We start from the raw sequence: 26,117 nt of genomic DNA, 5'->3' as shown, positions 1-26,117 counted from the left end.
GACTCGCTGACGACCTAAACATCCTAAATCCGTTCGTTAAATAAAAATAGATTATGAAAACTATCTTCATTATATGTTTGGTGAATGTTAAGTGGGAGGGGCTAGTCGCTCATTCGATAATGATGCAAAACAAGGAGCTAACTCTATGATTAATTTACTAAAGATATTCTGTAACAATTTTCTAATGTTGAGTTAAACATCGCTGCTTCATTCCGCTGAATAACGTGTATAATTTGGGTAAATGTTGACGACCTGTTCGTCTTAGTTGTTTTTCTATTTTGAGTCTTAATATGAAACTAAAAAATATTGCCTTTATCTCATTGGCGTCTGCAAGCACCTTATTGTTGAGTGCTTGTGGTTCTACGCCAGAGAAAAGTGATACTGATGTTGTGCCTAAAAACATCATAATGGTTGTCGCCGACGGTATGGGTCCAGCGTATACCACCGCATATCGTTTATACAAAGACCTGCCAGAAACGCCAATGATTGAACCTACGGTGTTAGATGAGTTTCTTGTGGGTACGGCAAGAACTTATCCGGCGCCTGTATCAGGCTATGTGACAGATTCAGCTGCGAGTGCAACCGCGCTTGCCGCCGGCGTGAAAACCTACAACGGTGCGATTGGTTTAGATGTAAATAAACAGCCCGTTGAGTCTGTGCTGCACAGAGCGAAGCGTTTAGGTAAAAAGACAGGTGTAGCAGTTACCTCGCAAATTGTACATGCCACACCCGCTTCATATATTGCTCACAATGAATCGAGAAGGAACTATGATGCCATCGCAGACTCCTTCCTTGATGATAGGCTAGGCGATGCAATGGTAGCAGACGTTATGCTTGGCGGTGGCTGGCGTTATTTCATCCGAGAAGACCGTAATCTTGTTGATGAATTTAAAGCTCAAGGCTATCAATACGCTGATTCATACACTGATTTACTTTCTCTTCCAAAAGGTAAACCAACGTTGGGTTTGTTCGCTGATGTTGGCTTACCGAAAGCATTGGATGACACAAATGAGCACCGTCTGTCGATGATGACAGAGGCAGCGATATCGCAGTTAGAAAATGCAAAAGGCTTTTTCTTGCTAGTTGAAGCTAGTCAAGTCGATTGGGCAGGGCATGCCAATGATATTGCTTCAGCGATGAAAGAAATGGAAGATCTTGAACAAACGATGCTTTTATTGAAAAACTATGTTGCCGCTAACCCGGATACGCTGGTGATTTTAACCGCTGATCACAGTACTGGTGGTCTGACTATCGGTGCGAATGGTGATTATCGTTGGAGTCCGGAATTTATTCATAATATGAAATCGTCGGTCACGGCAATATCTGAAGCTGTTCTTGAGCAGGAAGATATGGCCTTGTATGTTGAACAAGAGTTTGGCTTTGCATTAACTGACGAAGAAATCAATCTAGTAAGTACGCTTAATTCGAAAATGACACTACGAGAGCGAGAGGGTGTGTTGAAATTGATTATAGATGCTCGAACCAATACTGGTTGGACAACATCTGGGCATACCGGTGTTGATGTAGAAGTTTACGCTTTTGGGCCTGGTTCAGAAAACTTTGCTGGCAATCTAAATAATACTGATATCGCCGAAAAAATATTTGCTGTGCTTGGTAGTGTTAAATAATGAATATTGACTTAGGCCTGTTATCAAGTAGTAGTGTTTACCACTTAATGACGCAAAGCATTATACCAAGGCCTATAGCCTGGGTGCTGTCGGAAAATACTGATGCCAGCCATAACTTAGCGCCTTTTTCTTATTTTAACGCCATTGCTAGTGATCCGCCTCTTTGTGTTTTATCTATGGGTAAAAAGCCGAGCGGTGGGCCCAAGGATACCGCTGAAAACTTAACTAAAGGGAGCTTTTGTGTCGTGCATATTGCTTCCGCAGATATGGCCGCCGATGTAACTGCAACAGCAGCAACGCTGGACTATGGTGAGAGTGAGCTAGAGCATAGCGGTCTCGTAACATGTAAACACGAAAACTGGAAACTTCCTCGCGTAACGGCATGCCCCATTGCTTTTTATTGCAAAGTATATGACACCCAAGAGATAGGTAACGCGCCACAGCAACTTGTGTTCGTTGAAATTTTATCAATCTATATCGACGATGCTGTTTGCGGTGAAGATGAAAAAGGTCGGCTAAGTATTGATGCCTTAAAAGTAAATCCACTGGCCCGCTTAGGGGCAAATCAGTATGCTAGCTTAGGTGAAATACTTAACAATAAACGCCCTAACTAGAGAGTGCTTCATACCGATTAGTATTGATAGGGCGCGTTCACTTGCTTGTTTATGATTAATATCCGGTGAGCTCTAAGAAACCTTCACCAGATTCCGAGCCGCTTACCAGCACGCCTCCTTCATAATAGGGCAGCAAGGCTGGGTTATACTGGTCTTCCTTTTTAGCTTGAATCATTAGGTTGATGTTTTCGTCTGGAATAAGTAAACGCCACACTAGCGGAAAGGATTTGCTGCCAACGATGATATGTTCTACCGGCTCAAGTGATAGATCTGAGGGTGTTAGGTGTTTTGCTTTGCCAGTAGGCGAAATAAGAGTGCCAGTGATATAGTCTTCTTGCGAAGCTAAACGCATACGGAAAGCCATGATTTTTTCGCCATTGTCTAGGTGTAATGACAACCAGTCCCAGCCGAGAGTTTCCTCATCCAAAAGCTGTGATGTCCATTCTTGGTCAAACCAAGCCTTTCCCTGAACTTTCATCGGGAGTAGATCGCTAGACCTTGTGCTTTCAGAGTCGTTAAAGACCGGGGTAATACGGCCCTCAATTTCAATAAATGGGGCACTATAATAATGAGATGCATGTTGAGCATTTCCTGATTTGATGCTGTAACCCTGTTCACCTTGCAACACAAACGGACCTTTGTTTTCCAATGCCAAAGTGAGAGATAGAGTCGATGGAACTTCATTGCTTACTGCCTTTCTTGCTACGTCTTGTTTCACCAAATTCACGTTAAAATTCAGTTGCGCTGGAAGCAAAGCAAAACTCTCTTGGCTATTTCTCCACTGCCAATCGTCAATAAAAAGTGAGAAAACATCTTTAATATCATCAGATGAACTCGCTGCTGCGATACCTGTTCCGCCACGCGCAAACTTTTCACTGAACCAATGATGCTCTCCTGAATGCACTGAGGCGTGCGCCATATAGCTATGCTCGTTCGCCCAACTACTATTTGGCTCGTGATTCATCATATTTTTGAAGCGGAATAGTGTCCATTGCAAGTCGTAGTCTTTACCTTTTTCATCTTTTAAGTTGGCGGTTAGATACCACCACTCAATGTCAAAATCATTGTGCGAACCATGGTCTTTTGGAAAAGTGATTGTATAGTTGGGGTCCGCTTTTTTACCCGCAGTCATAGGATTGTTATCTGATGACTGGAAGCTACGTCCGAACAAAGCTGTGCTTTGTGAATTTGTTGCTTCGGAAGCGTTGCCATCAAGGGCTTTAGGTGAACTCTTTGTATTTACTAAAATTAGTACACTAACAATCAACACAATGGCTAGAAAGCAAAGCGTTTTAAAGTTGAACGACATAAAAGGACGGTTATTTTTCATAGTGCTCGCTCAGTTCATTTGTCGAATATCACTTATTAGCGGTCTTTTACCCGCACGAATAAGTGGTATGGCAATTACAATACAAACAACGCAGAGGCTGGTGACGTATACTTTTGCAATTTTGCTTGCGCTGAGCAATAGAGGGTAGGTCCAAGAGAATGCTTGGTAATTGATTTCAAATATGAGCACCCAACTCAATAAAATACCAAATGGTGTAGCAAATATGAGTGCGACAAAGCAAAGAAGTAAATATTGAAAGAGTGCCAATATTTGAGTTTTGAATGCCGACACACCGAGGCTGCGAACCAGCATATTCTGCGGGCGAACATCATTCATGATCACAACGATAGCACAGGCCAAAGACAAGGCAGCAACAAGCAAGGTAACGATATTCAAGCCGTCGGTGATAATAAAAGTGTCGTCGAAAGCCTTCATTGATAACTTGAGAAGTTCGCTTGTGGAAATCATTCTATCTTGCGCATCTAAACCCTTAGCTTCAAGGGCTTTTTTAAATGAAGAGAGTTGTTCGGGATTAGCTTGTATCGAATAGATGAAAAAAGCTGAGGTAGAGGGATCAAACATATCTACCGGCATAAGTACTTGAGGGCTCGGGTTGCCAAAGTCATAAATAATACCAAGAACAAGATAATTGTTGAGTTGACCAGTGCTAGGGTGAGGTATCGCGATTTGATCGCCAGCGCCCACGTCAAAGCCAAATGCAAATTGTTGGTTTATGAGTACTCCATTTTTTTCTTCGAAGCTGGCCCACAAATTTTGAATATTGTTTTGCTGAAAAGCGGGTGCTAGGTCATAAAACGACATCGCCTCTTGATAGCGCGGAGTTGAAGGGTAGCTAAACTGCTGGATGTCTTTGCCTTGGTATTTTGTGTAATTATCGAAACGTTGATGAATAATCACACCCGATGCCGCGGCTATGTCGTTAATGCCTAGCTCGGTGTTTGAATAAATATAGTAGTCGGCGCTTAGTCGTTGCTCTAACCAAGTGAAGGTGGCACCACGAAAGCTGTCAACCATCAGATTCATACCTATATTGCTGGTGGCAGCAATAAAAAAAGCACAGCAGGCTATTTTGGTTTTTCCAGACAGTGCCATGCTTTGTTTTGCACTCATACTAAGTAGGGGCATTGAAGAAGGGATTAACTTGTTGATTTGTTTCAATGCCAAGGGGTAATTGACTAACAGTACACAGCAACCGGCCAAAATAACGCATGCCGTTGCAATAAGAAGCATCCAAAGGGCTTGTGCGAAGTTAAGGAGTAAAAAGCCCGTGAATGAAAAGGCAATAAAAAGCCCCCATGTTATGCGTGTCCAGAGTTTTTGTCTAGCGGGATGGTCACTGCTTTTAGTTGAGCTAAGATCTTGATTGAGTTTTTGCAAGGGTAAAATACTTGCCGCAACACAACCTAATAAACTGATGAAAAAAACTTGTATGAACAAACCAGTGAGTGAAATATTTCCAAAGCCTACATTTACCTGATACAGATTCTCAAGTGTTGATTGGACTGTAGGTGATGCTAGTTTGGCGAGTTCAATACCCAACAACATGCCTGCTATCGTCGCGATAAGAGTCAATATAACAACTTCGCATAGTTGTACCAGAAATAGTTGTTGGCGGCCTATGCCGAGCTGGCGACATATTTTTAACCAAGCTAAACGAGCATGCAGCAATAGATTGACCGCATTAACGACTATAAATAAACATACCACAAACATAAGTAAAGCCATGGCCATCAAGTTTAGATGGAAACTATTGGTGAGCTCACTAGTTTGCGCCGCTGTGTTTAACTGTTGCAAGCTTAGATGCTCAGGAAGTTCTTCTTTTATACGTCTTACTCTGGTTGGTGAAAGTTCTCCTATAACCAGTAACGAACTGAGCTGAGAGTCAGGATAGAGAGCAAATAAGTTACTAATATCCATAATGATGTCATTACCCAAAGCGGCATTTTCAAGGCTCTGTAGTTGAGGCAATATGCGTGCATCTTCGGTCTTAAATTCCCCATCGTTTGCTTGGATTACTTTTGCAGCATCAATCAGGTTTTGATGAAGTTCTGGATGCAATAGTGCAACGCTGCCCCTGTCAGTTGATGAAAAAGCGAGTTGTGAAAAATTACCGGTGTTGAGCAGTGAAGAGTCTTCGTTGTCATTCTCAGTTGAGGTAGATGAAAGTGCTTTTGGCACAGACAAATAAGACAGTAATGCATAAGTGTCGATTCCGGTATATTCGATGCGCCGTTGGGTAATGCGCTTGCCTTCTACAAAGACGTGCTGTTGGGTTTGCGCAATCGCAATTAACTCTGTAAATCCTGCACGACGCAAATTGGCATAGTCTTGCTTAGTGAGTATTTTGTCGTTTCCTGCAGGGATGATTTGATGAAAAACATTTGGCACAAGAAATTGCTCGTTTGAGCTGTAGCTTTGTTTTGCACTGCTGTTAATGACCAGAACCGCACTTAAACCGGAGCAGGCTATGATCAATGAACACAATAACATCAGCAAACTAAATTTGCTGTTCCGATAACTAGCAAGTAAAACACCTAAGAATGGCCAATACATTGAGTTAAATGGCTCGCAATCGAGCGTCTTCCAAATACCATTGTTGCTCAGTTAAACGAGCCACTTTTTGGCTATGAGTCACCATTAATAGAGCGGTATTTTGAGCTTTACAAGTTTCAACTAGCAAGTGGCTGACACTATCAGAATTCTTGCCATCCAAATTACCAGTTGGCTCATCTGCTAGTAATAAGGGGGGCTTATGTGCCAAACCCCGCGCAATCGCAACGCGCTGTTGTTCACCGCCGGATAAACGATTAGGAAGCTTGTGACGATGTTGATAAACGCCTAATGAGGAGAGAAGTTCCTTAAGGAAGGCATCACTTTCTTCGCCGTAGGTGCCTTTACTTATTTGAATAGGTAGCTTGACGTTATCCCATACTGAGATACAGTCGATTAGGTTAAACCTTTGAAAAATCAATCCTACATGATGCTTACGATATTGGTCTGCTTGCTTTTCACTGAAGGTGCTTAAGTTAAGCATGCAGTCTTCATGTTGAAGCATAATTTTACCGCTATCAGGTTTATCTAAGGCAGCGAGTAGGTGAAGTAAGGTCGACTTTCCAGAGCCAGAAGCCCCTTGTATGCTAAGTGAATCACCTTGTTCAAATGACAAGCTAAGTTCATTGAGTATTACTCTAGTTTCACCGGCATCTGTATAGCTTTTAGAGATATTATCAATCGATATCATGTGTACCCAAGAGTAAACGCTTTAATGCATAAGTATACGCATATTTGTACATTTTGGGTGTATTTCAATGAGTTGAGTTGTTGTGTTCTGGAAGCCTAAAGAGTGGCTTCCAGACAATGCTATTGATGCAGAAAGCTTTCGACCGGTTCACCAGTAACGTTAGCTATCTGTTTAAACAAATAAATGAGAGCGCAAATGAGCAAAATCATGCTAGGGATAACGATAACTGGATAGCTTAATGCCGTCATCCGTCCTAACTCTTCTGTGTAAGCTGTGGTGCCTGGCTCTGAAACCAATATCCACTTGGCAAGTAAGTAATTTAATACCGAAGATAGGAAAAAAGAGCTCGCTACAATATAAGAACTTATTGCTACTTTGCCATTGAAGGTTTCAGTCAGATTTTTCTCTTCTAATGTGCTGTTTAATTTAGGCCAGTTCACAAGCTGCTCATTTAGTATAAGGGCTTTAACCAAGGGTTTTTTGCTGAATTGCGTAATTATCACAGCTAGACCGATAGCTAGGGGAATAGCGGCTTCTTTTATGGCAATGTACTCAGCTGGTAACTTTAATAAGCTGATACCGCCAGTCAGAATAACACTCACAATGCCTAGTACAGAAAAAATGTTTACTTTTTTTGTTTTCCTTAGGTCATATAAACCAAAAGCAATAGGGAAAGAGAGGGCTACCGCAATACTCCACATCGGGCCGAGATATTCGTCTGAACTTAAGTAACTCATTACAAGCACCGGAACAGCAATATTGAAGATTAAGTTCCCGAAGAAGCCTGTCTGTTGAGGCCTTTCTACATTTGTATCTGACATTATTTTTGATTTACCTAGTAGCAATTTACGCAACGAAATGTGCAAAGGGAGCCAGATTGTACGAAATAAAAACGCACAATCCCATCAGTATTTTGTATCTAATTGATTCGAATAGAGAGTTTATTTCAATCTAAAAAGCTAGCGCGGGTCTCTAGGATATCACCGAGCGCTTTGTTCTGAATATGTAGGCTAAAAATAAACCTGCAACAAAGCCAAAAAGGTGAGATTCCCAGCTAATATATGGCTGACTCGGCAGTACTCCCCAGATCATACCGCCATAAAAAAATGCCACAGCAACCGAAATAGCCATTAGTGATAGGCGCTTACTCAAAAAACCGGCAAGGACTAAGTAGCCAAAGTAGCCATAGATAACGCCACTTGCGCCAAGGTGATAGGCTGGTCTGCCCAAGCCCCAAACTAATAAGCCTGTGAGTATGACTAGGCCTACACTCACTTGAATAAAGCGACTAGCACCAAACTGTAACAACAGAACCGCAAATATTGCTAGCGTAATAACATTTGAAGCGAAGTGCCCAAAGTTAGCATGTAAAAAAGGGGCAGTAAAAATGAAGGCAAGGAAGTCAAGATCACGCGGGTAGATACTGTATTGATTAAACATTCTACCCGTAAGCATATTGAGTGCTTCAATGAGTGTTAATACGCCAACAAGATAAGCCACCCACATTACATGTCTTTTTAAATCTGACTTTGCTGTAGTTGGGGTGTTTATAGGCATAATAGGAGGACTCTCGGTAGTAGCTCTGTTTATCAAAGAATGATGTGTGGCAAATAGCGCGACATATCTTGAGTTATTGGTGATTCATCTTCACGAATAGAAATACCCGCGGCTTGTTCGTTCACCAGCCAAGAGCCTATGAGCGTGTAACTCTCGCCAAACTTTGGTAGCGGTGTGAAGGCTTGATAAACAAAGCCCTCTTCACCATAGGGACCATCGGAAGACAGCTTCATTCGACCATTTTCGAGAATATCAATATTCGCGCCTTCTCTTGAGAATATTGGCTTTTTCACCCATTTATCTACACCGCTTATCGTATTCATTTTGTGTAAATCGCTTTCGAAAAATGCGGGAAGCAGGTTAGGGTGGCCTTCAAACTCTTTCCACAAAGCAGGCAACAAGGCTTTGTTAGAAAGAATTGATTTCCAAATAGGCTCTAACCACGCTGTGTTAGATGAAAGCGCATACGGACCAAATTCTTCACGTTGCATGAACTCCCAAGGATATAGTTTAAAACAGTGAGAAATAACCTGGTCTTGCAAGTCGGTAAGCTCACCGCCTTGCCCTAAACCAATGTCTTCAACGAATACAAAGTAGTCGTCGATACCGGCTTCTTTCGCACAATCTTGTAAATATTGAACGGTACCTCGGTCTTCCTCGGTATCTTTGCAACAAGAGAAGTGCATGTGTTGCAAACCGTAGTAATGCGCAATAACTTTGAACTGATTTACCAGCTTTTCTTGGAGTGAATTGAATTGGTCAGCTGCCTTACTGAGCTTATTATTATCAACATTGCTTTCTAACCACAACCATTGCCAGAAACCTGATTCGTATAAGCTAGTCGGTGTATCGGCGTTATTTTCAAGTAGTTTTGCGGGCGATTTTCCGTCGTAAACAAAATCAAGACGAGAGTATAAAGAGGGTTCTTGAGCTTGCCAAGAGTCAGCAATCCCCTGCCAATAGTGCTCTGGTATGGCAAAAAGAGTCAGTAGCTCATCATTTTTACTTACTTTATCAACAATGTGTAGGCACATTTGATGAAGCTCTTCGGTAGGAGACTCTAGGTCTCTTTCTATTTGCTCTAGTGTAAATTGATAGTAGGCACTTTCATCCCAATAGGCTTGCCCATGCATCGTATGAAAATGGAAGCCGTAGTCGCGTGCCATTTGTTGCCAATTAGCACGCTGTTCTATCGGGAATCGAAGCACTTAGCCGCCCCAGCCTTTACCGCTGCTACGGCTTCCCCAAGATGATTTTGCTCGCACCGAGCTACCAAATCCACCTCGGCTGATGGTGCGTGTTACTGCGGGCTTTTTATCAAAAGCACTTGGTTTCACTTTCAAACGACGTTTTTTGGTGTCGCCGTAGTCATAGCCGTCGGCGCTTATCCAGTTATAGCGATAAGGTGAATAGCGAGAGTAGGAAGTAAACATGGGTTGATAGTATGGGCGTGGAGCCAGCATATTTCCGATCATGTAGCCTGCCATTAAAGGCATAAAGATAGAACTTCCTGATTCTTTATACACAACACATTGATTTGTGCCGAACTCATATTCACAGTCGTTTTTGCTATTGTATTTGGGTGCTGTTCTAGCAGCTTCTTCCAATGCACCTTGATAGGCGGTTTGGCACTTCGCAGCCATGTCAGGCAGCTGATTAACGCAGTCTTCAACGTTTTTAAATACCAAAGCTTCTTCTCGGCCACCCGAGCAAGCACTCACCAATATGGTCGCAACGCCAACAGCAAGAGGCTTAAAGGAAAATGATTTACGCATTTTAGCAAGATTGATACTGCTTGAGCGTTTGAGTTTTTGATCACTTGAAGTCATATTGATACTCCTTAGTAACTCATGCAAGCGGCATTGAGCATACCGACCGCTACCGACATTGAGCCGAGCATGACGCCAGCTGATACTTCATTATTGTTGATACGTTCTGCAATTTTAGGCATGAATGTAAAGCGAAGCAGAGCGAAGGCTACCAATTGTGCCAGAATAGCTACGACACCCCAAACAACATAGTCGAGTAAAAACTCGCTGTTGGTTACAGCTCCTGCCAGCGCAATACTGAAGCCGATCATTGCGCCGCCAAATCCAATAGCGGCAGCAGTATTTTTGTCTTCTTTTACCAGTTTCCATTCATCGTGTGGGGTGACAAAAGCGTATACGACTTTAAATACAAAAAATAAAGCAATTGAAATTGCGAAGTAAAGTGCGAAGTTTTGCAAGCCTGCAATTGAGTTAAGTACTGCGTCCATAGTTTTTCCTTAGCCGTTTATTGTTATATCTGCGGGGGTGAGGTTGAAACCGGTGCTAGTAACTAAGCATCGGTCATGATTATTGCCAACGATCTTTTCTTCGCCCGATACTAACACCGCTTCAATTTCATCTTCATCAATTGCTCTTTCATAGAGCATGATGAATTGGTCGGTGGTGGTAACGTCGCCGTCTTGTTCGAAGGTGGTTTCTGTCATTGCTACAGGCGGAGAAACATCGCCAACGGCTTCCCATACACGTTCATAAAGGTCGCCATCTATTTCATAAGCGGGCTGCGAAATACCATTGTTTAATAAACTCTGCCACTGTGACTCGGAGCCTACCGTCAGTGTTTCCCAAAAATACCATAATTTCACATCTGTGATGTGATTTTCCGTTTCACCACCGTCGGTGACAATTTGAAGAAAGGCGTCGTCGTCGGTGTAGAAGCGAAACATAGTGCCACCGGTATCTAATACAACTTTACCAACAGCTTGAATAAGATGCTGACTCGCCGCACCGTCGATCTTTAATTTGGGTTGTAATAGTTTCAGTTTAAGCGCATCAATTTCGAATGAACCACCAAGGTACAAGCCCATTATCTCGGGCGCATCCGGCTTGTGCGATGTATCCTTTTCTTTCTTACCAAATAATTTGCTAAACATCACTTACTCCTCATTGGCTTTATGAGTGAAACTCATTCCAGTCAACATTGTTGATTCGTTGAACGGCAATATAGAAAATTTTATCGCCCGGGTGAACTTCATCACCGAAGTCAGGGTTTACTGTGATCTTGTTTGCGTTATCGGCCGCTGCAAACCCAATAAAAGTGGCGTTGTAGCGCTTTTTTAAGCCGATAAATAATGCTTCAACACTGAGGTTTTTCGTATCTATGGGCAAGTCAACAGAGAATTGTGCTTGACCTTCTTCTACGTCTAACAGGTCGTGATGCAGTAGGCTTGAGCCAGGATCAAAAGCCGATTTAGCTAACATCTCTACTGCCACGCTCGGCGTGCACTCTACTTCGGGGCAGTGTTTTTGTAGCAGGCTTACTAAACCTTCATCTTCAAAGTAGGCCACTTTGTGGGCTGTTGGATTCCGCTTTGAGCAATAAAGGGCAGTTGTCATGGTGACATCATCATAAGGATTGTCGATAAGAATAGTGCTAGCACTTTCAATGCATGCCATGTCCATGTCTTCGTCTTTATTAAAGGATGAAACGCGCACGAATTCTATTTCGCTTGGACGAGGGTTTTCTATTTCTGCCCGCACGCACAGGACGATATCAGGGTTGTCGGGGGTGTCTTGCTTTTCTTTCAATAGCAATTTCAATAATTGGTCGGTGCGTTTTTCATTCCAACCGATAATTAAAATATGATTAGAAACATTTAATGGCTTCAAACCTCTCGCTCCTCTTTTCCATTGATAACTTACCCAAGACGCTATTCGTCCAACTACAAGTGCGAAAATACTCAGCCCAACAGGAATCACGTACAAAGCGACTATCAGTTTACCTGCATCGCTTGCGGGTGACATATCGCCATAACCTACCGTTGAGCCTGTAACTACAAGCCAATATAGAAAGTCGTTTATTTGCAGGAGACCGTCTTCATCGGCTAGATACAGCATGAGCCAAGTAGATACAGAATAGAATGCTAGAGCCAGCAGTAGCGTGTACCAGCGCATCTCTGAGAAGTATTTCATGCATAGTTTTTTGAGCTTTACCCAATGTAACATGTATGAAAATTCCCTTTATTAAGTGTTGATTTGCTTTTCATTAGAGAATAAAACAACCAGAAAAAAACGGCAATCGTTTAGATTGCCGTTATGTGTTTTTATTAACTTTTATTTGCCGAGAATACGAGCGAGTTCGTCATCGGCTGATGATGCACCGCCTTTAATGCCAGCACCCGCTAAACGTTTCTCCAAGTCATCAGTCGACTCGCTTTGCGCTAGTTCTTCAGCGGCTTCAAGTTCAGCATTGCGTAAGTTTTGCTTTTCTTGAATCCTAGATAATGACTCTGTGGCAGTTTTCATCTTGCTGTTCGCGCCCATGTGGCTAGATGACACAGCAACCTGTGCGCGCTGCACTGACTCTGTTGCTTTAATCATATCCACTTGTTGCTCCAGGCGGCGAAGGTTGTTCTTTGCGGTACCTATGTTGCCAGCAAGTTGCTTCTCAGACTTTTTAAATTGCTCAAGATAAGTCTGTTCAGTTTCAAGTTGACTACGTAACTCAGCTACGCGCTTCGCACAGTCTAACGCTAGCTCACGGTCTGTATCGGCCGCTTTGCGAGCATGCGCTTCATACTCTGCAATTGACTTATTCAAACCGTCTACTTTCTGTTGAGCAAGTTTGCACTTAGCAAGTATCTGAGTGCGAGCATGGTCTGATTTTCTCAGCTCATCTTTCGCTTCGCGGATCTCTTGCTCAAGGATTTTAATCGCTTGGCTATCAACAACCGCTTGTGCCGCTTCTGTCGCTGTACCTTTAACTGCAGTAAATAATTTTTTCCAAACTGACATGGTAATCTCCGGTTATTAACAAATTAATTAGTTAGTTTTCAAATAGCCTTGGTAGGCGTCTAAAAATGCTTCTACGTTTTGAAATAGCGTAGAAATTTCGATTAATACGCTTTCTTCTTTTGATTGCGAACTCAATGAACCAAACGCGGTGTAATATTGAGTACCTGCAACCGATGAAATACCGATTGTGGTAAGTGGGAAAATCATATGCGTTCGAAGAATTTCTTCGTTGAGCGCAGCTGCATCTTTCACCTCGTCTACAGAAAATAGTAGTGACTCTACCAATATCTGCTCGCCACTAATTGCTAACCAAGCGTCAATGCCGTCTTCATTTGCAATTAATAAACAATCGTTCTCGTGTGTAACAACATATCCCTCTTGAGCAGATATACTCTCTGCTAGTTGTGATAGCTCCCACGTCATTCATCTTCTCCTAAAAGTGTGTTTTACCATGTCGACGTTTATAATAGACCCTTACTATAATATGAACAACATGGCTGACCTGCTATTTGAGATAAGTATAGTCATGAGATGAAAATAATGTCAAATAAAATTTTCACATTTGTGCAAAATAATGTTTAAATGTGAATCATAGTTTACGTAAATAACCGATAAGTAGGTGTGTAATGCAGGCTAAATCCAGCGATTGGCGCAATTTGGTTCAGCGAGTTTTGAAGGCTGAACTATCTAAGAAGGGTGTGAAGTATCAAGACTTAAGCAATAAATTAAGTGCGATTGGAGTGGATCAGAGCGCAGATAATTTGCGTAATAAGATAAATAAAGGCATTTTAGGCGCCGATTTATTGCTACAAATAATGTTTGTGCTGAATATCAAGCAAATTAGGCACGAGGACATCACCGAAATGTTGGATGACATTGAAGGTGAATAATCTTGAAAGCGACGTAAAAAGACGAGGGACTTGACTGATTCACAATCCGAGTCAAATAACAGACAAAAAAATACCCGGATAAACCGGGTAAATAAGTTAGTTTGGGAGAACGTCACTTAATTTGTGTATGAATTGAGCATACTCGCTAAAATAACTTTTTAAGTATAAAGCTAGACCATTAAGTATTTTGAAATATACACCTTTGTTAGCGCACTCTTATAAAGACTGCCTAAATCAACACCTTAAGTAATATTGAGAAGCCATGAAGTTAGCAGATTTTAATTTTGATTTACCTGAGCATTTAATTGCGAAGCACCCCTGCGCGCAGCGCACTCAAAGCCGAATGTTGCACCTTGACGGGGCTACAGGCGAGGTTCAGCACAAGAATTTTATCGACATTATTGATTTATTGGAGCCGGGCGATCTGCTTGTATTCAATAATACTAGAGTGATTCCTGCGCGGCTGTATGGAACAAAGTCGTCGGGTGGCAAAGTCGAGATACTTATAGAACGTATATTGAGTGATGGAACTGCCTTAGCCCATTGTAGGTCGAGTAAGTCGCCAAAGTCAGGCGCTATGTTAACCATGGAGGGGGGCTTAAAGATTCAGGTTCTTGGCAGAGAAGGAACCTTATTTCACATTGAGTTTATGGATGAAGGTAACGCTTTTGATTTGCTTGAGCAATTTGGTCATATGCCACTTCCACCGTACATTGACCGTCCTGATGAAGATGCAGATAAAGAAAGGTATCAAACGGTATATAATGATAAGCCGGGGGCGGTAGCAGCGCCGACCGCAGGCCTTCACTTTGACGATGAAATCCTTCAAAAAATCCAAGCAAAAGGTGTCCATATCGCTTTTGTGACCTTGCATGTAGGGGCAGGCACATTTCAGCCTGTGCGAGTTGAAGATATTGAAGAACATACAATGCATGCTGAATATGCTGAAGTACCGCAAAACGTGGTGGATAAAGTACTTGCGACGAAAGCTGCTGGTAAACGCGTTGTGGCTGTTGGGACAACGTCAGTGAGATCAATCGAATCTGCGGCGCAAGCTAGTGAAGGCGAACTTATCAGCGAATTTATGTCGGATACTAATATTTTCATTTACCCAGGCTATAAATTTAAAGTTATCGACGCCATGCTAACCAATTTTCATTTGCCTGAGTCGACATTGATGATGTTGATTAGCGCTTTTGCTGGCAGAGAAAATGTAATGAAAGCCTACAGTGAAGCTATTGAGCAAGAATATCGTTTTTTTAGTTACGGGGATGCGATGTTCATTGAGAAGTTTGTTTGATATACTTCGCGCGCAAATTTACGGAGTCTAGCCCGCATGTTTAGGCTCTGTGTACTATCAATATTCTGTGCGATTAGGTGATATTAGTTATCACATTTACCTTTCTTTACACTACTAAAGAGGGCGAAATCGCATTGGATTCAACGTCCGATTGGCATGGCAACTGGGTTGAATCAAGCGTTTAGGTTTTTTGATGAAATTCAACTTAATGGCAACAGACGGCAAGGCACGCCGTGGGCAACTCGTATTTGAACGAGGTGTGGTTGAAACTCCCGCATTTATGCCGGTAGGTACTTATGGCACTGTAAAAGGAATGACGCCAGAGGAACTTTCTGACTCTGGTGCCCATATCTGCTTGGGTAATACCTTTCATTTAATGTTGCGTCCAGGCACAAGCATCATTAAACAGCATGGTGATTTGCACGACTTCATGCACTGGCAAAAGCCCATTTTAACAGATTCCGGCGGTTTTCAGGTTTTTTCGCTTGGTGATTTGAGAAAGATTACAGAAAATGGCGTTACCTTTCGCTCGCCCATTAACGGTGAAAAGATTCTTCTTACACCTGAAAAGTCGATGGAAGTTCAACGGGATTTAGGCTCAGACATTGTGATGATATTCGACGAGTGCACGCCTCATCCTGCTACCGAAAAAGAAGCCGCCGACTCAATGGAAATGTCACTACGTTGGGCCCAACGCAGCAAAGATGCACATGGCGACAACCCCTCTGCCTTATTTGGCATTATTCAAGGTGGTATGTACGAGCATCTGCGTGATGTTTCCCTTGAGGGGCTTGAAAAAATAGGCTTCGATGGCTACGCGATAGGTGGCCTGTCGGTGGGTGAGCCAAAAGAGGATATGATCCGCATTATTAATCACACTGCGCCTAAAATTCCGGAAAACAAACCTCGCTACTTAATGGGCGTGGGCAAACCTGAAGATATCGTCGAGGCGGTTCGTCGTGGTATTGATATGTTCGACTGCGTTATGCCTACACGTAATGCGCGCAATGGCCACTTGTTTGTTACCGATGGCATTGTGAAGATTCGCAACGCTGTGCATAAAACCGATACCGGGCCTTTAGATGAAAAATGTGACTGTTACACTTGTAAAAATTATTCTCGGTCATACTTACATCACTTAGATAAGTGCAACGAGATACTCGGTTCTAGATTAAATACTATTCATAACCTGCGTTATTACCAACGTATTATGGATGGTTTGAGAACTGCCATAGCCAAGGGAGAGCTTGAACTTTTTGTCGCCGACTTCTATGCGCAAAAAGGCATGCCAGTACCTGAGTTGGAAGACTAATTTAGTCGCACAAGCTACAGCGCCTATTCAAGCCACAGCGCCTGTTAAAGTGCAGCGGCATTGAGCGGCAAGAACTATTAAACAACAATAAAAACAGTAATAAACGAGGATGTATATGAGCTTTTTAATTTCAAGTGCACACGCACAAGACGCAGCAGGCCAGCCAGGTGGAGAGTTTGGTATGCTAATCATGCTAGGGGTGTTCGGTCTAATATTTTATTTTTTACTTTATCGTCCGCAAGCAAAGCGTGTTAAAGAGCACAAGAATCTTGTTTCATCATTAGGAAAAGGTGATGAAGTACTCACTCAAGGTGGCTTGGTAGGCAAAATTACTAAAGTTAGCGACGATAAAGACTTTATTGAAGTCGCTTTGAACGAAGGGAACAACATCGTGGTGCAAAAATCGGCGGTTAGCGCGGTTTTACCTAAAGGTACGATGAAGTCAATTTAATGTAGATAGCAAAGAACAGCGAGCCTTAAGTGCTCGCTTGTTGTTTTAGGATAACGTTGTGTTAAATCAAACGCCATTTTGGAAATATATATTAGTTATATTTGTAGTCGCCCTGACTGCACTGTATGCCGCGCCTAATCTGTATGGTGAAGACCATGCAATACAAATCTCAGCTAGTAAGGATGCTCCTGTTGAGCAAGAGCTAGCAGACTTAGTCGAAAGTGCCTTAGTCGCTGAAAATATTGAGATAAAACGCATCGAGCTTGAGCGTGGGCAGCTACTTGTTCGTCTGAACGATTCTGACGCACAATTGCTTGCTCAAGATATTATCGATCGTAAATTGAATGACGATTACGTTGTTGCCATGAACCTTGCCCCCGATACACCTGACTGGTTAAGAGCCTTTAATGCCGAGCCGATGAAACTTGGTCTAGATTTGCGCGGTGGTGTTCACTTCCTGATGGAAGTTGATATGAACAGTGCCACCACAAAAGCCTATGAAGATGTTGTTGGTGATTTCAGATTGCGACTTCGAGAAGAAGATATTCGTTATCGCAGCGCCAAGCAGAACCCAGATTCTGTGGATGTTGTGTTCAGAGATTCGGCTACCTTAGAAAAGGCCCAGTTCTTCCTTAGAAATCAATTTGGTAACTTGCAAATAAACGAACGAGACGGTCTGACTCTGCGTGCGACTTTCAGCGAAGCACGCTTAGCAGAAATTCGCGATGCCGCTGTAAAACAAAACATTACCATTATTAGAAGCCGCATAAACCAGCTTGGCGTGGCAGAGCCACTTGTGCAAAAGCAAGGTGCTGACAGAATCGTGGTGCAATTGCCTGGTATACAAGATACTGCGAAAGCAAAAGAGATACTTAATGCAACCGCTACCTTAGAATTCAGAATGGTAGATGGGCAAAATGATGTGCGTGATGCTCAGCGTGGCCGCGCTCCTGCCGGCTCTGAAATTATTATGCACAAAGATGGTTACCCCCAACTGCTCAAAAAGCAGGTGATGCTAACGGGTTCACATATTATCGACGCTAACAGTGGTGTAGATGAATACGGTGTGCCGAATGTAAGTATCGATTTAGATTCGAAAGGTGGTGCCAAATGGTCACGTGCAACCAAAGACAATGTTGGCAAGCCGATGGCAACGGTCTTCATTGAATACAAATCGACCGGTGAGCGTGGTCCTGATGGCAAGCTCATATTCGAGAAAAAAGAAGAAATTATTAGTATTGCAACTATTCGTGGCCAACTAGGCGCATCTTTCCAAATTACTGGCCTAGATTCTCCGCAGGAAGCTCGTCAACTCTCGTTACTTCTTCGCGCTGGTGCACTTATTGCGCCAATTCAAATCGTAGAAGAGCGCACCGTTGGGCCTAGTTTAGGTAAAGAAAATATCGAATTGGGTATGACAGCAATAATCTGGGGTTTGGCGGCAGTGTTAGTGTTCATGCTTATTTATTACCGGGCTTTTGGTGTCGTTGCTAACATCGCGTTGGTGCTCAACTTGGTTATGATCGTTGGTATCATGTCTATGATACCCGGCGCTACGCTCACACTTCCAGGTATGGCTGGAATAGTATTAACTGTTGGTATGGCGGTGGATGCTAATGTATTGATATTTGAGCGAATAAGAGAAGAGATTCGAGAAGGAAGAAGTCCGCAGCAATCAATTCATTTTGGTTACGACAGTGCTTTCTCAACTATCTTGGATGCAAACATTACAACCTTCTTGGCAGGTATGATTTTATTTGCAGTTGGTACGGGGCCGATAAAAGGCTTTTCAATTACATTGATGATAGGTATAGCTACATCAATGTTCACTGCGATTATCGTGACTCGTGTGCTGGTAAATAGCATATGGGGCGGTAGACGTGTGACTAAGTTAGCGATATAGGAGAGTCACATGGCATTTCAAATATTAAAGTTAAATTCAACGGTCAAGTTCATGAAGCTGAGAATACCAGCCATGATCTTATCGACACTACTGATATTGGGCTCATTAACGTCTTTGGTCGTTAACCAACTTAATTGGGGCTTAGATTTCACCGGTGGTACATTAATTGAAGTGGGTTACGAGCAACCGGCTAACCTTGAGTCTATTCGCGCCCAAATGGACGCCGGTGGTTATAGTGACGCCATCGTTCAAAACTTTGGAAGCAGTCAGGATGTGCTTATTAGATTAGCTCCCCGTGATGGCGTAAAAGCGGTTGAAATTGGCGACCAAGTCATGGAAACCTTACGTGCCGATGGCACAAAGGTTGACATGCGTCGGATCGAATTTGTCGGTCCAAATGTAGGTGAAGAACTCACCGAGCAGGGTGGGTTAGCCATGCTAGTGGCGCTTATCTGTATTTTGATTTACGTGGCTATGCGTTTCGAGTACCGCTTTGCACTCGGCTCAGTTGCGGCGCTTGCACATGATGTCATTTTAACTCTGGGATTGTTTTCGGTATTGCAGCTTGAGTTCGACCTAACTGTTTTGGCTGCTGTTTTGGCAGTAATCGGTTATTCACTGAATGATACCATTGTTGTGTCAGACCGAATTCGTGAAAACTTCAGAAAGATCAGAAAGGCTGAGCCAGAAGAAATCATTAACATTTCACTCACGCAAACCTTAAACCGTACTATCATTACCTCACTCACCACTATTTTAGTACTGATGGCGTTGTTTTACAAAGGCGGTGCGCTGATACACGGCTTTGCGACTGCGTTATTATTCGGTGTCGTCATTGGAACTTACTCTTCAGTTTACATTGCCAGTGCTGTTGGTTTGGCACTAGGTATCAGTAAAGAAGATCTAATGCCTGTAGAAGTTGAGAAAGAAGGTGAAGACTTAGAGCCACTCTAAAGAGAGTCACTTTGATGAGAAATACCTTAATTAGAACTACTTTACATTACGCATTTCAGTATGGTGCATGAAAAATAAAAAAGGCGATGTTGTGTTAACATCGCCTTTTTTGTATCTTGTGCGGTTTAAACAGCGCTTAGTTTTATTATTTCAGTTTTTTCACAAGTGCTTGCACAACGCGTGGGCTTCCTGCCACAATTTCACCACTGAGCATCGGGTCGTTTCCACCCGCAAAGTCAGTAACCAAACCACCTGATTCACGCACTAAAAGTTCACCAGCAGCGATGTCCCACGGTTTTATGCCGCGCTCCCAATAGCCGTCGAATCTGCCCGCTGCAACGTACGCTAAATCGAGTGCGGCTGAACCACCACGACGGATATCACCGCTTTGAGAAAATATCTCGGTGAAGCTCTTCATGTAAGTATCTAAAGTGTCTTTTGCTTTAAATGGAAAGGCTGTGGCAAGAACGGTGCTGCCTAGTTCTTTGGCTTGGCTAGCACGAATACGATGACCATTTAACTGAGCGCCTTGACCACGACCTGCAGTGAAAAGTTCACCACGTAATGGGTCGAATACAACGGCTTGGTCTAAACGACCTTTGTAAAGCAGAGCAATAGAAACGGCAAAGTGAGGGATGCCCTTAATAAAGTTGGTGGTTCCGTCAAGCGGGTCGATGATCCATTTGAAAGTGTCATCACCCTCAACAATACCGCCTTCTTCCCCGATGAATGTATGGTCAGGATAAGACTGCTTTATTTTTTCGATAATTGCTTGTTCTGCTTCCTTGTCAATCTTGGTGACGAAATCATTTTCGCCTTTTTGTTGAATTTGTAAATCGTCTACGTTTTCAAAGCCACGAGCGATAACACTACCTGCTGAGCGCGCAGCGCGAACAGCTATGTTGAGCATAGGATGCATAATTAACCACCAATTTGTAAAAAGAACAGTGACTCGATCGCGTTATTGCGGTCGAGTCTAAAAACGGCGCGGATAATAACAGACTCTTTCACTATTGTAAAAAAGAGTAGGCACGAGCAGCATTTTATTACTTACTTGTGGCGCGATCAGAAGCGGTTACTTAATTTCCACTTCATCATCAATCGCGCAAAGAAACCCGTGCTCGTAATTCTGCTTTCTAGCCGTGATCTCAATAATTTTTGAGCATGGGTTGCGAGATAATTTCCCGATGCTTCTTGATTATCCTGTTGGCATCGCCTTAATGCCGGCGTTATTCTTTCTAAACAATCCTCTAAGCTATCAGCGCCAAGCTGAACGGCTACTTTTAGTGTTGAGTATACATAGCGTTCAACCTCAATGAGTTCATGATAGTCAATTACATCTAGCTCGCTCTCATCAAATATACTGCCCTTGCGCCAATATTCGTAGAGATACCATAAACGCATATTATGCATGACGTTATCAGGGCGTCTTTGCATACCCAATTCCACTACTTTTCCTGCGTCATCCCAACACTCTTTAAACTGATAGGCGCAGCGTACTTGATAGAAGCAATACATTGATAAGTCATCTGGCTGCTCAAATTGCTCATATAGTTCAATGAGTTTATCGAATTTTTGCGCTCCTAATAACAACATACTGACCTGTTCAAAAATAGGAGAACTGCTCACTATACTCTTTTTATGTTGCTCAATAAGTTTGTAGTCTGGCTTAATGCCTTGGTCGTTCCATGACTCTAGTATGGCTCTGAGCGCACCACTAACGAGTTCTGGGTTGCTGCTATCGCCAATTTGTTTAATAACCGTTTTGTAGTGTTTTGCGCCTCGTTTACTTACGATGGTATCTGCCCATATATAGGCGTTAACTTCATTTAGGGTATCTAAGCGCTCATCAAATAAAGCAAGGCTACTCTCGATGCCAATCTTATCTACAAAACTTTCGAAAGGTTTATTAATACACCAATAATCGGCATCGTCTTGCTTGAGCAGATGGTCGAACAGGGTTAAGGCTTCATCAGTTCTATCTAAGGCTAGCAAACACAATATCTGACGAGCCGTACCGAAGCTTATTTGTTTAAACACCTCAAAGTCTTTTAATACCTGTAATGCCTCTTCAAATTGCTTGTCGTCGAGATATACATCAGCCAACGTTAATACGACATACTGATCATTCGGTGCTAATTTGAACGCTCGTAAAAGTTGTTCCTTCGCGAGACTTTGGTCGCTTTCATCACCCTCTTTTAAGAGTACTTCGCTGGCATAGCAAAGATTACTTGGGTCATGCTTATTTAACTCTATTTGCTTGTGGGCAGCTTCAACAATAGCTTTTTTATTACCGACTTTATAAAGCCACTCATAATAGTTTTGCCACAAGTTACTGTAACCTGGCTGAGAGTAAAGAAGCTCTCGCAAGGTTGAAATTGCATTTTCATACTGGCCTATTTGTGCAAACACGTTCGCTTTGTTGGTCATTAAATTGAAAGGTAAGTGCTCGCCCCATGGAGTATCATTAAAGGCATTGAGTGCGTTTTGGTAATCACCGTTGTCTAGGAAGTGAGAAACCAGAGCGACATAGGCGTTTTCATGTAAAGGATTGACAGCAATCGCCTTACGAATATTGGCATGTTGTTCCTCTCTATTTGTGCAAAGTTTGGCTAAGTTACACCATACTTGACTTACATGAGGGTATTTTTGAACCAACTCTCGAGCTGTGTCTATGGCCAAAGAAACTTGGTCAAATTGTTCGCCCAACAATTCAAGTTGTCGCCATGCCCATGGATAATCAGCTTGAAACTCAACTGCTTTCTTTAAATGAATGATGGCTTTTTCATCTTCTTTTTGTTGTAACAATAAGTCAGACAAGTACCCTTGTAGAATGCCATCGTCTGGTACATGCAGTAAGGTGCTTTCAAGTGCTGCCATTGCTTCAGGGATGGCAGATTTTTTTTCATATAAATCGACCAGAAGTTTTGTTACCTCTGGCCATGCCGGATTTATTTGCATGGCTGTTTTGTAACAAGCAATAGCGTGGTCAGAGCGCTCCATCAACTCAAATATATGACCTAACTCTTTATGTAACCTCGGCGTAAACGGGAACTTTTGTATTCCGGATTCAAAAAAGGCCACTGCTTCGTCTAAACTGCCTAACTGCTTATAATAGAAGCCTGCAATCGCATAGGTAAACCAAAGGTGAGAGTGCTTCTCTAGCAGGAGTTGTATAAAGCTTTCCAAATGTGCTTTATCAAACAAATTCTTGGCTTCAAACCAATAATTCCAAACACTGTCACCAAACACCACTTGCGTTGATATTTGTTCTAAAACAAAGCTCAATGCCTCACGTTTCTCATCGTTGTTTCTACAGGAAAACATAAGTTCGTCGAAAGCGATATCATTGTCTATCGCTTTTGATAGTACCGATTGAGCATGTATTTTTGCTTGTTCGAATTCACCATTTCTATTCAACGCGCGAGCTAAATAAGCTTCGTTTATTTCGTCGTTTTCTAGCAATTTGAAGCTATCTTTGGCTAACGCTAGGGCACTGACTTTGTCTCCTAATAACAAGTATTTGTCGATCAATTTGCGCCGTAGATCGCCATTGGTATCGCGCGCCTCAACAGACTTTATAAGTACTTCTTTTTTCAACTTGTCATTGCTGTGCCATTGGATCAGGTAATCACAGGCGTAGGCGTTGTCGGGGTTTTGCTCATACAATTCCTCAAGACTACTATCTAATTGCTTAATGTTTTGCAGGCGATAAAGTAGTGAAAAGTAATTGTCGGAGCTTTTTGACAAAAAGGGGCTTTCTTCAAACTTGCGTTTATAAAATACAAGCGCATCCGCAAAAATACCGCGCTTGATATTAATCTCGGCATGGAGAGAATCGTAGTCGTCACCAGAAAGACCCTGTTTAAATATTGGATCAAGCTCATTCAGTCTGTCAAAGCGACCATGCATAATTAATGCAGATGACAATAACTGGATAAGATCAATGTCCTTAGGGTGCTGACTGAGCGCCTTTTCTAACACTTCAATACCTTTGTGATCTTCGTTCTGCAATTCATATACACGAAACAGTGACATTGCTGGAGCAGGAGAGCGAAGAGCGTATTTATCTGCGCGTTGAAGCATAAAGTCGACGGCTTTTTGTTCCTGGCCTAAAAAGCGGCAAGCTTTAAAGTAATTTTCAATAAAGGTGTTGTTAGTTTCATCTAAACAATAAGCATAGCGATAATGTTTGCTAGCTATGTCGCGTTTACCTAAGCCCCAGTAGTAATGCCCCAGTGAATGGTGCACATCTGCCTGATGGCTTCCATAACGTCGTAATTTTTCAAGCAAACTGCGTAATAATGCCGGTTCTTTGTTTGAACCACAGAGTTCATCGAACAAGGTGTTTGTTAGGTCGACATTGAAGTGTTTATTTAGGTAAGTCTCAAGGCGCTTTAAACCTTCCTCTCTGCGCCCTAAGTCACGCAAACAGAAATATTGAGAACTGAGTAGGGTGGTTTCGTTAGGATAGCGCTTGAGAAGTTTTTCATTTACGTCTAACACAGTCGCATAGTCTGCCATAGAGAGTGCATAGTCGCGTTCAGCCTTCTCGCAAAGGCGGTGCTCTGGATTTAGTTTCTGTAGTGCGGCCAAAGAGTTTTTGGTTTTTGCAACATCATTCAGCTCCCGTGCCACCACGTATTCGTCCCAGACTTGGTAAATTGCAATGTCGTCGGATACGAATTTAGCTAATAAATCGGCCTTGTCATTAGGTACGAAAGCCATACATCTCGGGCCATGATAGGCTTCATGTTTGATTCCTTCGGCAATCAGCATTTCTTGCATACCGGAAAAACTTGGGTCCATGATGAACATACTGCCAACGTGTCGGTTGTAGCCAATGACTGCTTGCAGATGACTAGTAAAGCCGCTAGTGGTTACCAAACAAAACGGGATGCCTAAGTCGATAAGTTGATAAACATCTTGAGTCTTCAGATCAAATTCAACGAAACTAAAGTTATTGTCTCGCAACCATTGTCTTTCTTTTGTGTCGGGAGTACCGCTGAAACAAATTTGTTCAGCGATGGCTTTTGAATCAAAAGACTTGCCCCAAAAATTGGCAATTGCAGCCATAGTGGTTGGTGCACAAGTAAGATGCTCTTGGCGATAGAAGGGAACATCTAGCACCTTCGTTGCGGCGTCTTCAGGTGCAGAGCTTAAGTTTTCACAAACCGTTTTCCAGTATTCACCCTTGTGCCCCTGCAAAATCGAGAGTGCAGCCTGATAATCGCCTTTGTGAATCTTTATTTGTCCTTTGTAAGCAAGCAAGCGCTGGTCGTCGTATTTATCATCAAAGCTTTTGAGCTGCTCAAATTGAGAGATAGCATGCTCGCAGCCCTCCCAATCCAACTCTGTGGCACACATCGACGCTAGTTGCATCCACAATATGCAAGACTGATAAGCCTCGATATGCTCTTTTAAGAAGGCGATACCGCTTTTCAGATTCTCAATCTTCTGAATTACCATGATTAGCAATCGTAAATTGAGTACCGTCGGATTTTCCGCAAAAAAAGACTTGGCGACATCTAAGGCTTCTTTATCCTGCTCTTGGTCGAGCAATAAACGTACTTTTAGTGTTGGTATCCATTTGTCTTCGGGTTTCTTAGCGATGGCATCTGATAGATACATCTCGGCTTCAGTGAAGTCTTTCAATTCACGAGCTAATACCGACCTAAACGCAAGAACCTCGGCCTCTTTATCGGCATTTTTTTCTAGGGTAGGGATAAGGCCTTGCAAGAAATCATCTGCTAGGATCAATCCATGTCGATTTAAGCGATAAAAAAGCATACGCTCAATCAAGTCGCTTTGTTCAGGAGAGGCGCGGTAGGCTTTAATTAACAAAGCATCGCTTAGACGATCTCCACCAAGGTGATACATTAATCGTATGGCAATAATGACCTGTTCAGGCTCTGCCCAGGTCTTTATTGGGCCCCATTTAGATTCGGCAACGCGCTTAGCATCTTTGTATAGCCCCTTATCGGTAAGCTCGGTGATGCTACTAGCTATTGCTCCGACCTGATCTTCCTGTATCACTTTCCTTGCTCCTGCTGTGTATGGTGTATTCTTTGAAACGTGAATCTACATCACCTTGTCAAACTTTTTCATTGGCTTTCATTTCTTGCCCTCAGTATC

22 protein-coding genes are annotated in these 26,117 nt (G+C 42.6%); 8 read left to right on the top strand and 14 right to left on the bottom strand.

Features of this window, described 5'->3' with window-relative positions; all coding sequences use genetic code 11:
• Positions 1-290: 290 nt before the first annotated feature.
• Together ISG33_RS15590 and ISG33_RS15585 are read left to right on the top strand one after the other, a co-directional pair.
• Entirely contained in the window at positions 291-1,628 is a 1,338-nt protein-coding gene (locus ISG33_RS15590) for an alkaline phosphatase (protein ID WP_195734563.1), read from the top strand.
• Entirely contained in the window at positions 1,628-2,242 is a 615-nt protein-coding gene (locus ISG33_RS15585; RefSeq protein WP_195734562.1) for a flavin reductase family protein, read from the top strand. The genes ISG33_RS15590 and ISG33_RS15585 overlap by 1 nt, the downstream gene beginning before the upstream one ends.
• Before the next feature lie 55 nt (positions 2,243-2,297).
• Here the strand turns inward: ISG33_RS15585 and ISG33_RS15580 are convergent, their stop codons facing one another.
• The 12 genes from ISG33_RS15580 to ISG33_RS15525 form a co-directional block, all read right to left on the bottom strand.
• Positions 2,298-3,572 carry a lipocalin-like domain-containing protein gene (locus ISG33_RS15580; RefSeq protein ID WP_229333640.1) on the bottom strand — a complete coding sequence of 425 codons (1,275 nt, stop codon included), beginning with the start codon at positions 3,570-3,572 and terminating at the stop codon, positions 2,298-2,300.
• A 9-nt stretch (positions 3,573-3,581) separates the two neighbouring features.
• On the bottom strand, positions 3,582-5,981 hold the full coding sequence (locus ISG33_RS15575) for an ABC transporter permease (protein ID WP_229333639.1): 2,400 nt from the start codon (positions 5,979-5,981) through the stop codon (positions 3,582-3,584).
• 169 nt (positions 5,982-6,150) lie between these two features.
• Positions 6,151-6,834 carry an ABC transporter ATP-binding protein gene (locus ISG33_RS15570; RefSeq protein WP_195734561.1) on the bottom strand — a complete coding sequence of 228 codons (684 nt, stop codon included), beginning with the start codon at positions 6,832-6,834 and terminating at the stop codon, positions 6,151-6,153.
• 119 nt (positions 6,835-6,953) lie between these two features.
• Positions 6,954-7,655, bottom strand: coding sequence for a VC0807 family protein (locus ISG33_RS15565; protein WP_195734560.1), 702 nt, complete (start codon positions 7,653-7,655; stop codon positions 6,954-6,956).
• A 151-nt stretch (positions 7,656-7,806) separates the two neighbouring features.
• A complete protein-coding gene (locus tag ISG33_RS15560; protein ID WP_195734559.1) occupies positions 7,807-8,391 on the bottom strand; it encodes a rhomboid family intramembrane serine protease in 585 nt (194 codons plus the stop codon).
• 32 nt (positions 8,392-8,423) lie between these two features.
• Positions 8,424-9,599, bottom strand: a complete 1,176-nt coding sequence (locus ISG33_RS15555) for a glutathionylspermidine synthase family protein (protein WP_195734558.1) — start codon at positions 9,597-9,599, stop codon at positions 8,424-8,426.
• Positions 9,600-10,220: a DUF1190 domain-containing protein gene (locus ISG33_RS15550; RefSeq protein ID WP_195734557.1), complete on the bottom strand. Its 621-nt coding sequence runs from the start codon at positions 10,218-10,220 to the stop codon at positions 9,600-9,602.
• Positions 10,221-10,231: 11 nt separating this feature from the next.
• A complete protein-coding gene (locus ISG33_RS15545; RefSeq protein WP_195734556.1) occupies positions 10,232-10,648 on the bottom strand; it encodes a DUF350 domain-containing protein in 417 nt (138 codons plus the stop codon).
• 9 nt (positions 10,649-10,657) lie between these two features.
• Positions 10,658-11,311: a YjfK family protein gene (locus tag ISG33_RS15540; protein WP_195734555.1), complete on the bottom strand. Its 654-nt coding sequence runs from the start codon at positions 11,309-11,311 to the stop codon at positions 10,658-10,660.
• A 19-nt stretch (positions 11,312-11,330) separates the two neighbouring features.
• Positions 11,331-12,383 carry a potassium channel family protein gene (locus tag ISG33_RS15535; RefSeq protein ID WP_195734554.1) on the bottom strand — a complete coding sequence of 351 codons (1,053 nt, stop codon included), beginning with the start codon at positions 12,381-12,383 and terminating at the stop codon, positions 11,331-11,333.
• 108 nt (positions 12,384-12,491) lie between these two features.
• Entirely contained in the window at positions 12,492-13,172 is a 681-nt protein-coding gene (locus tag ISG33_RS15530; RefSeq protein ID WP_195734553.1) for a PspA/IM30 family protein, read from the bottom strand.
• 27 nt (positions 13,173-13,199) lie between these two features.
• The gene (locus tag ISG33_RS15525) at positions 13,200-13,595 is read right to left on the bottom strand and encodes a DUF2170 family protein (RefSeq protein WP_195734552.1); all 396 of its coding nucleotides are present in this window, start codon (positions 13,593-13,595) and stop codon (positions 13,200-13,202) included.
• A 203-nt stretch (positions 13,596-13,798) separates the two neighbouring features.
• Here ISG33_RS15525 and ISG33_RS15520 point away from each other — a divergent pair, with 203 nt between their 5' ends.
• The 6 genes from ISG33_RS15520 (at position 13,799) to secF (ending at position 19,982) form a co-directional block, all read left to right on the top strand.
• Positions 13,799-14,062 carry a DUF6471 domain-containing protein gene (locus ISG33_RS15520; RefSeq protein WP_195734551.1) on the top strand — a complete coding sequence of 88 codons (264 nt, stop codon included), beginning with the start codon at positions 13,799-13,801 and terminating at the stop codon, positions 14,060-14,062.
• Positions 14,063-14,324: 262 nt separating this feature from the next.
• Positions 14,325-15,362, top strand: coding sequence for a tRNA preQ1(34) S-adenosylmethionine ribosyltransferase-isomerase QueA (queA, locus tag ISG33_RS15515; RefSeq protein ID WP_195734550.1), 1,038 nt, complete (start codon positions 14,325-14,327; stop codon positions 15,360-15,362).
• Between the two features lie 193 nt (positions 15,363-15,555).
• Positions 15,556-16,674, top strand: coding sequence for a tRNA guanosine(34) transglycosylase Tgt (gene tgt / locus ISG33_RS15510; RefSeq protein WP_195734549.1), 1,119 nt, complete (start codon positions 15,556-15,558; stop codon positions 16,672-16,674).
• 115 nt (positions 16,675-16,789) lie between these two features.
• Entirely contained in the window at positions 16,790-17,125 is a 336-nt protein-coding gene (yajC, locus tag ISG33_RS15505; RefSeq protein WP_195734548.1) for a preprotein translocase subunit YajC, read from the top strand.
• A 58-nt stretch (positions 17,126-17,183) separates the two neighbouring features.
• Positions 17,184-19,028 carry a protein translocase subunit SecD gene (gene secD, locus ISG33_RS15500; protein WP_195734547.1) on the top strand — a complete coding sequence of 615 codons (1,845 nt, stop codon included), beginning with the start codon at positions 17,184-17,186 and terminating at the stop codon, positions 19,026-19,028.
• Positions 19,029-19,037: 9 nt separating this feature from the next.
• A complete protein-coding gene (gene secF / locus ISG33_RS15495; protein ID WP_195734546.1) occupies positions 19,038-19,982 on the top strand; it encodes a protein translocase subunit SecF in 945 nt (314 codons plus the stop codon).
• 145 nt (positions 19,983-20,127) lie between these two features.
• On the opposite strand, the gene suhB is transcribed toward secF, so the two are convergent.
• Together suhB and ISG33_RS15485 are read right to left on the bottom strand one after the other, a co-directional pair.
• Positions 20,128-20,901, bottom strand: a complete 774-nt coding sequence (gene suhB / locus ISG33_RS15490) for an inositol-1-monophosphatase (protein WP_195734545.1) — start codon at positions 20,899-20,901, stop codon at positions 20,128-20,130.
• A 146-nt stretch (positions 20,902-21,047) separates the two neighbouring features.
• Positions 21,048-26,018, bottom strand: a complete 4,971-nt coding sequence (locus tag ISG33_RS15485; protein ID WP_195734544.1) for a C39 family peptidase — start codon at positions 26,016-26,018, stop codon at positions 21,048-21,050.
• Between the last annotated feature and the right edge of the window lie 99 nt (positions 26,019-26,117).

The organism is Marinibium conchae, from assembly GCF_015595035.1.
Lineage (GTDB): Bacteria > Pseudomonadota > Gammaproteobacteria > Enterobacterales > Alteromonadaceae > Glaciecola.
Note: the sequence above shows the minus strand (reverse complement) of the source record. Positions and strands in the feature narration are given on the sequence as shown.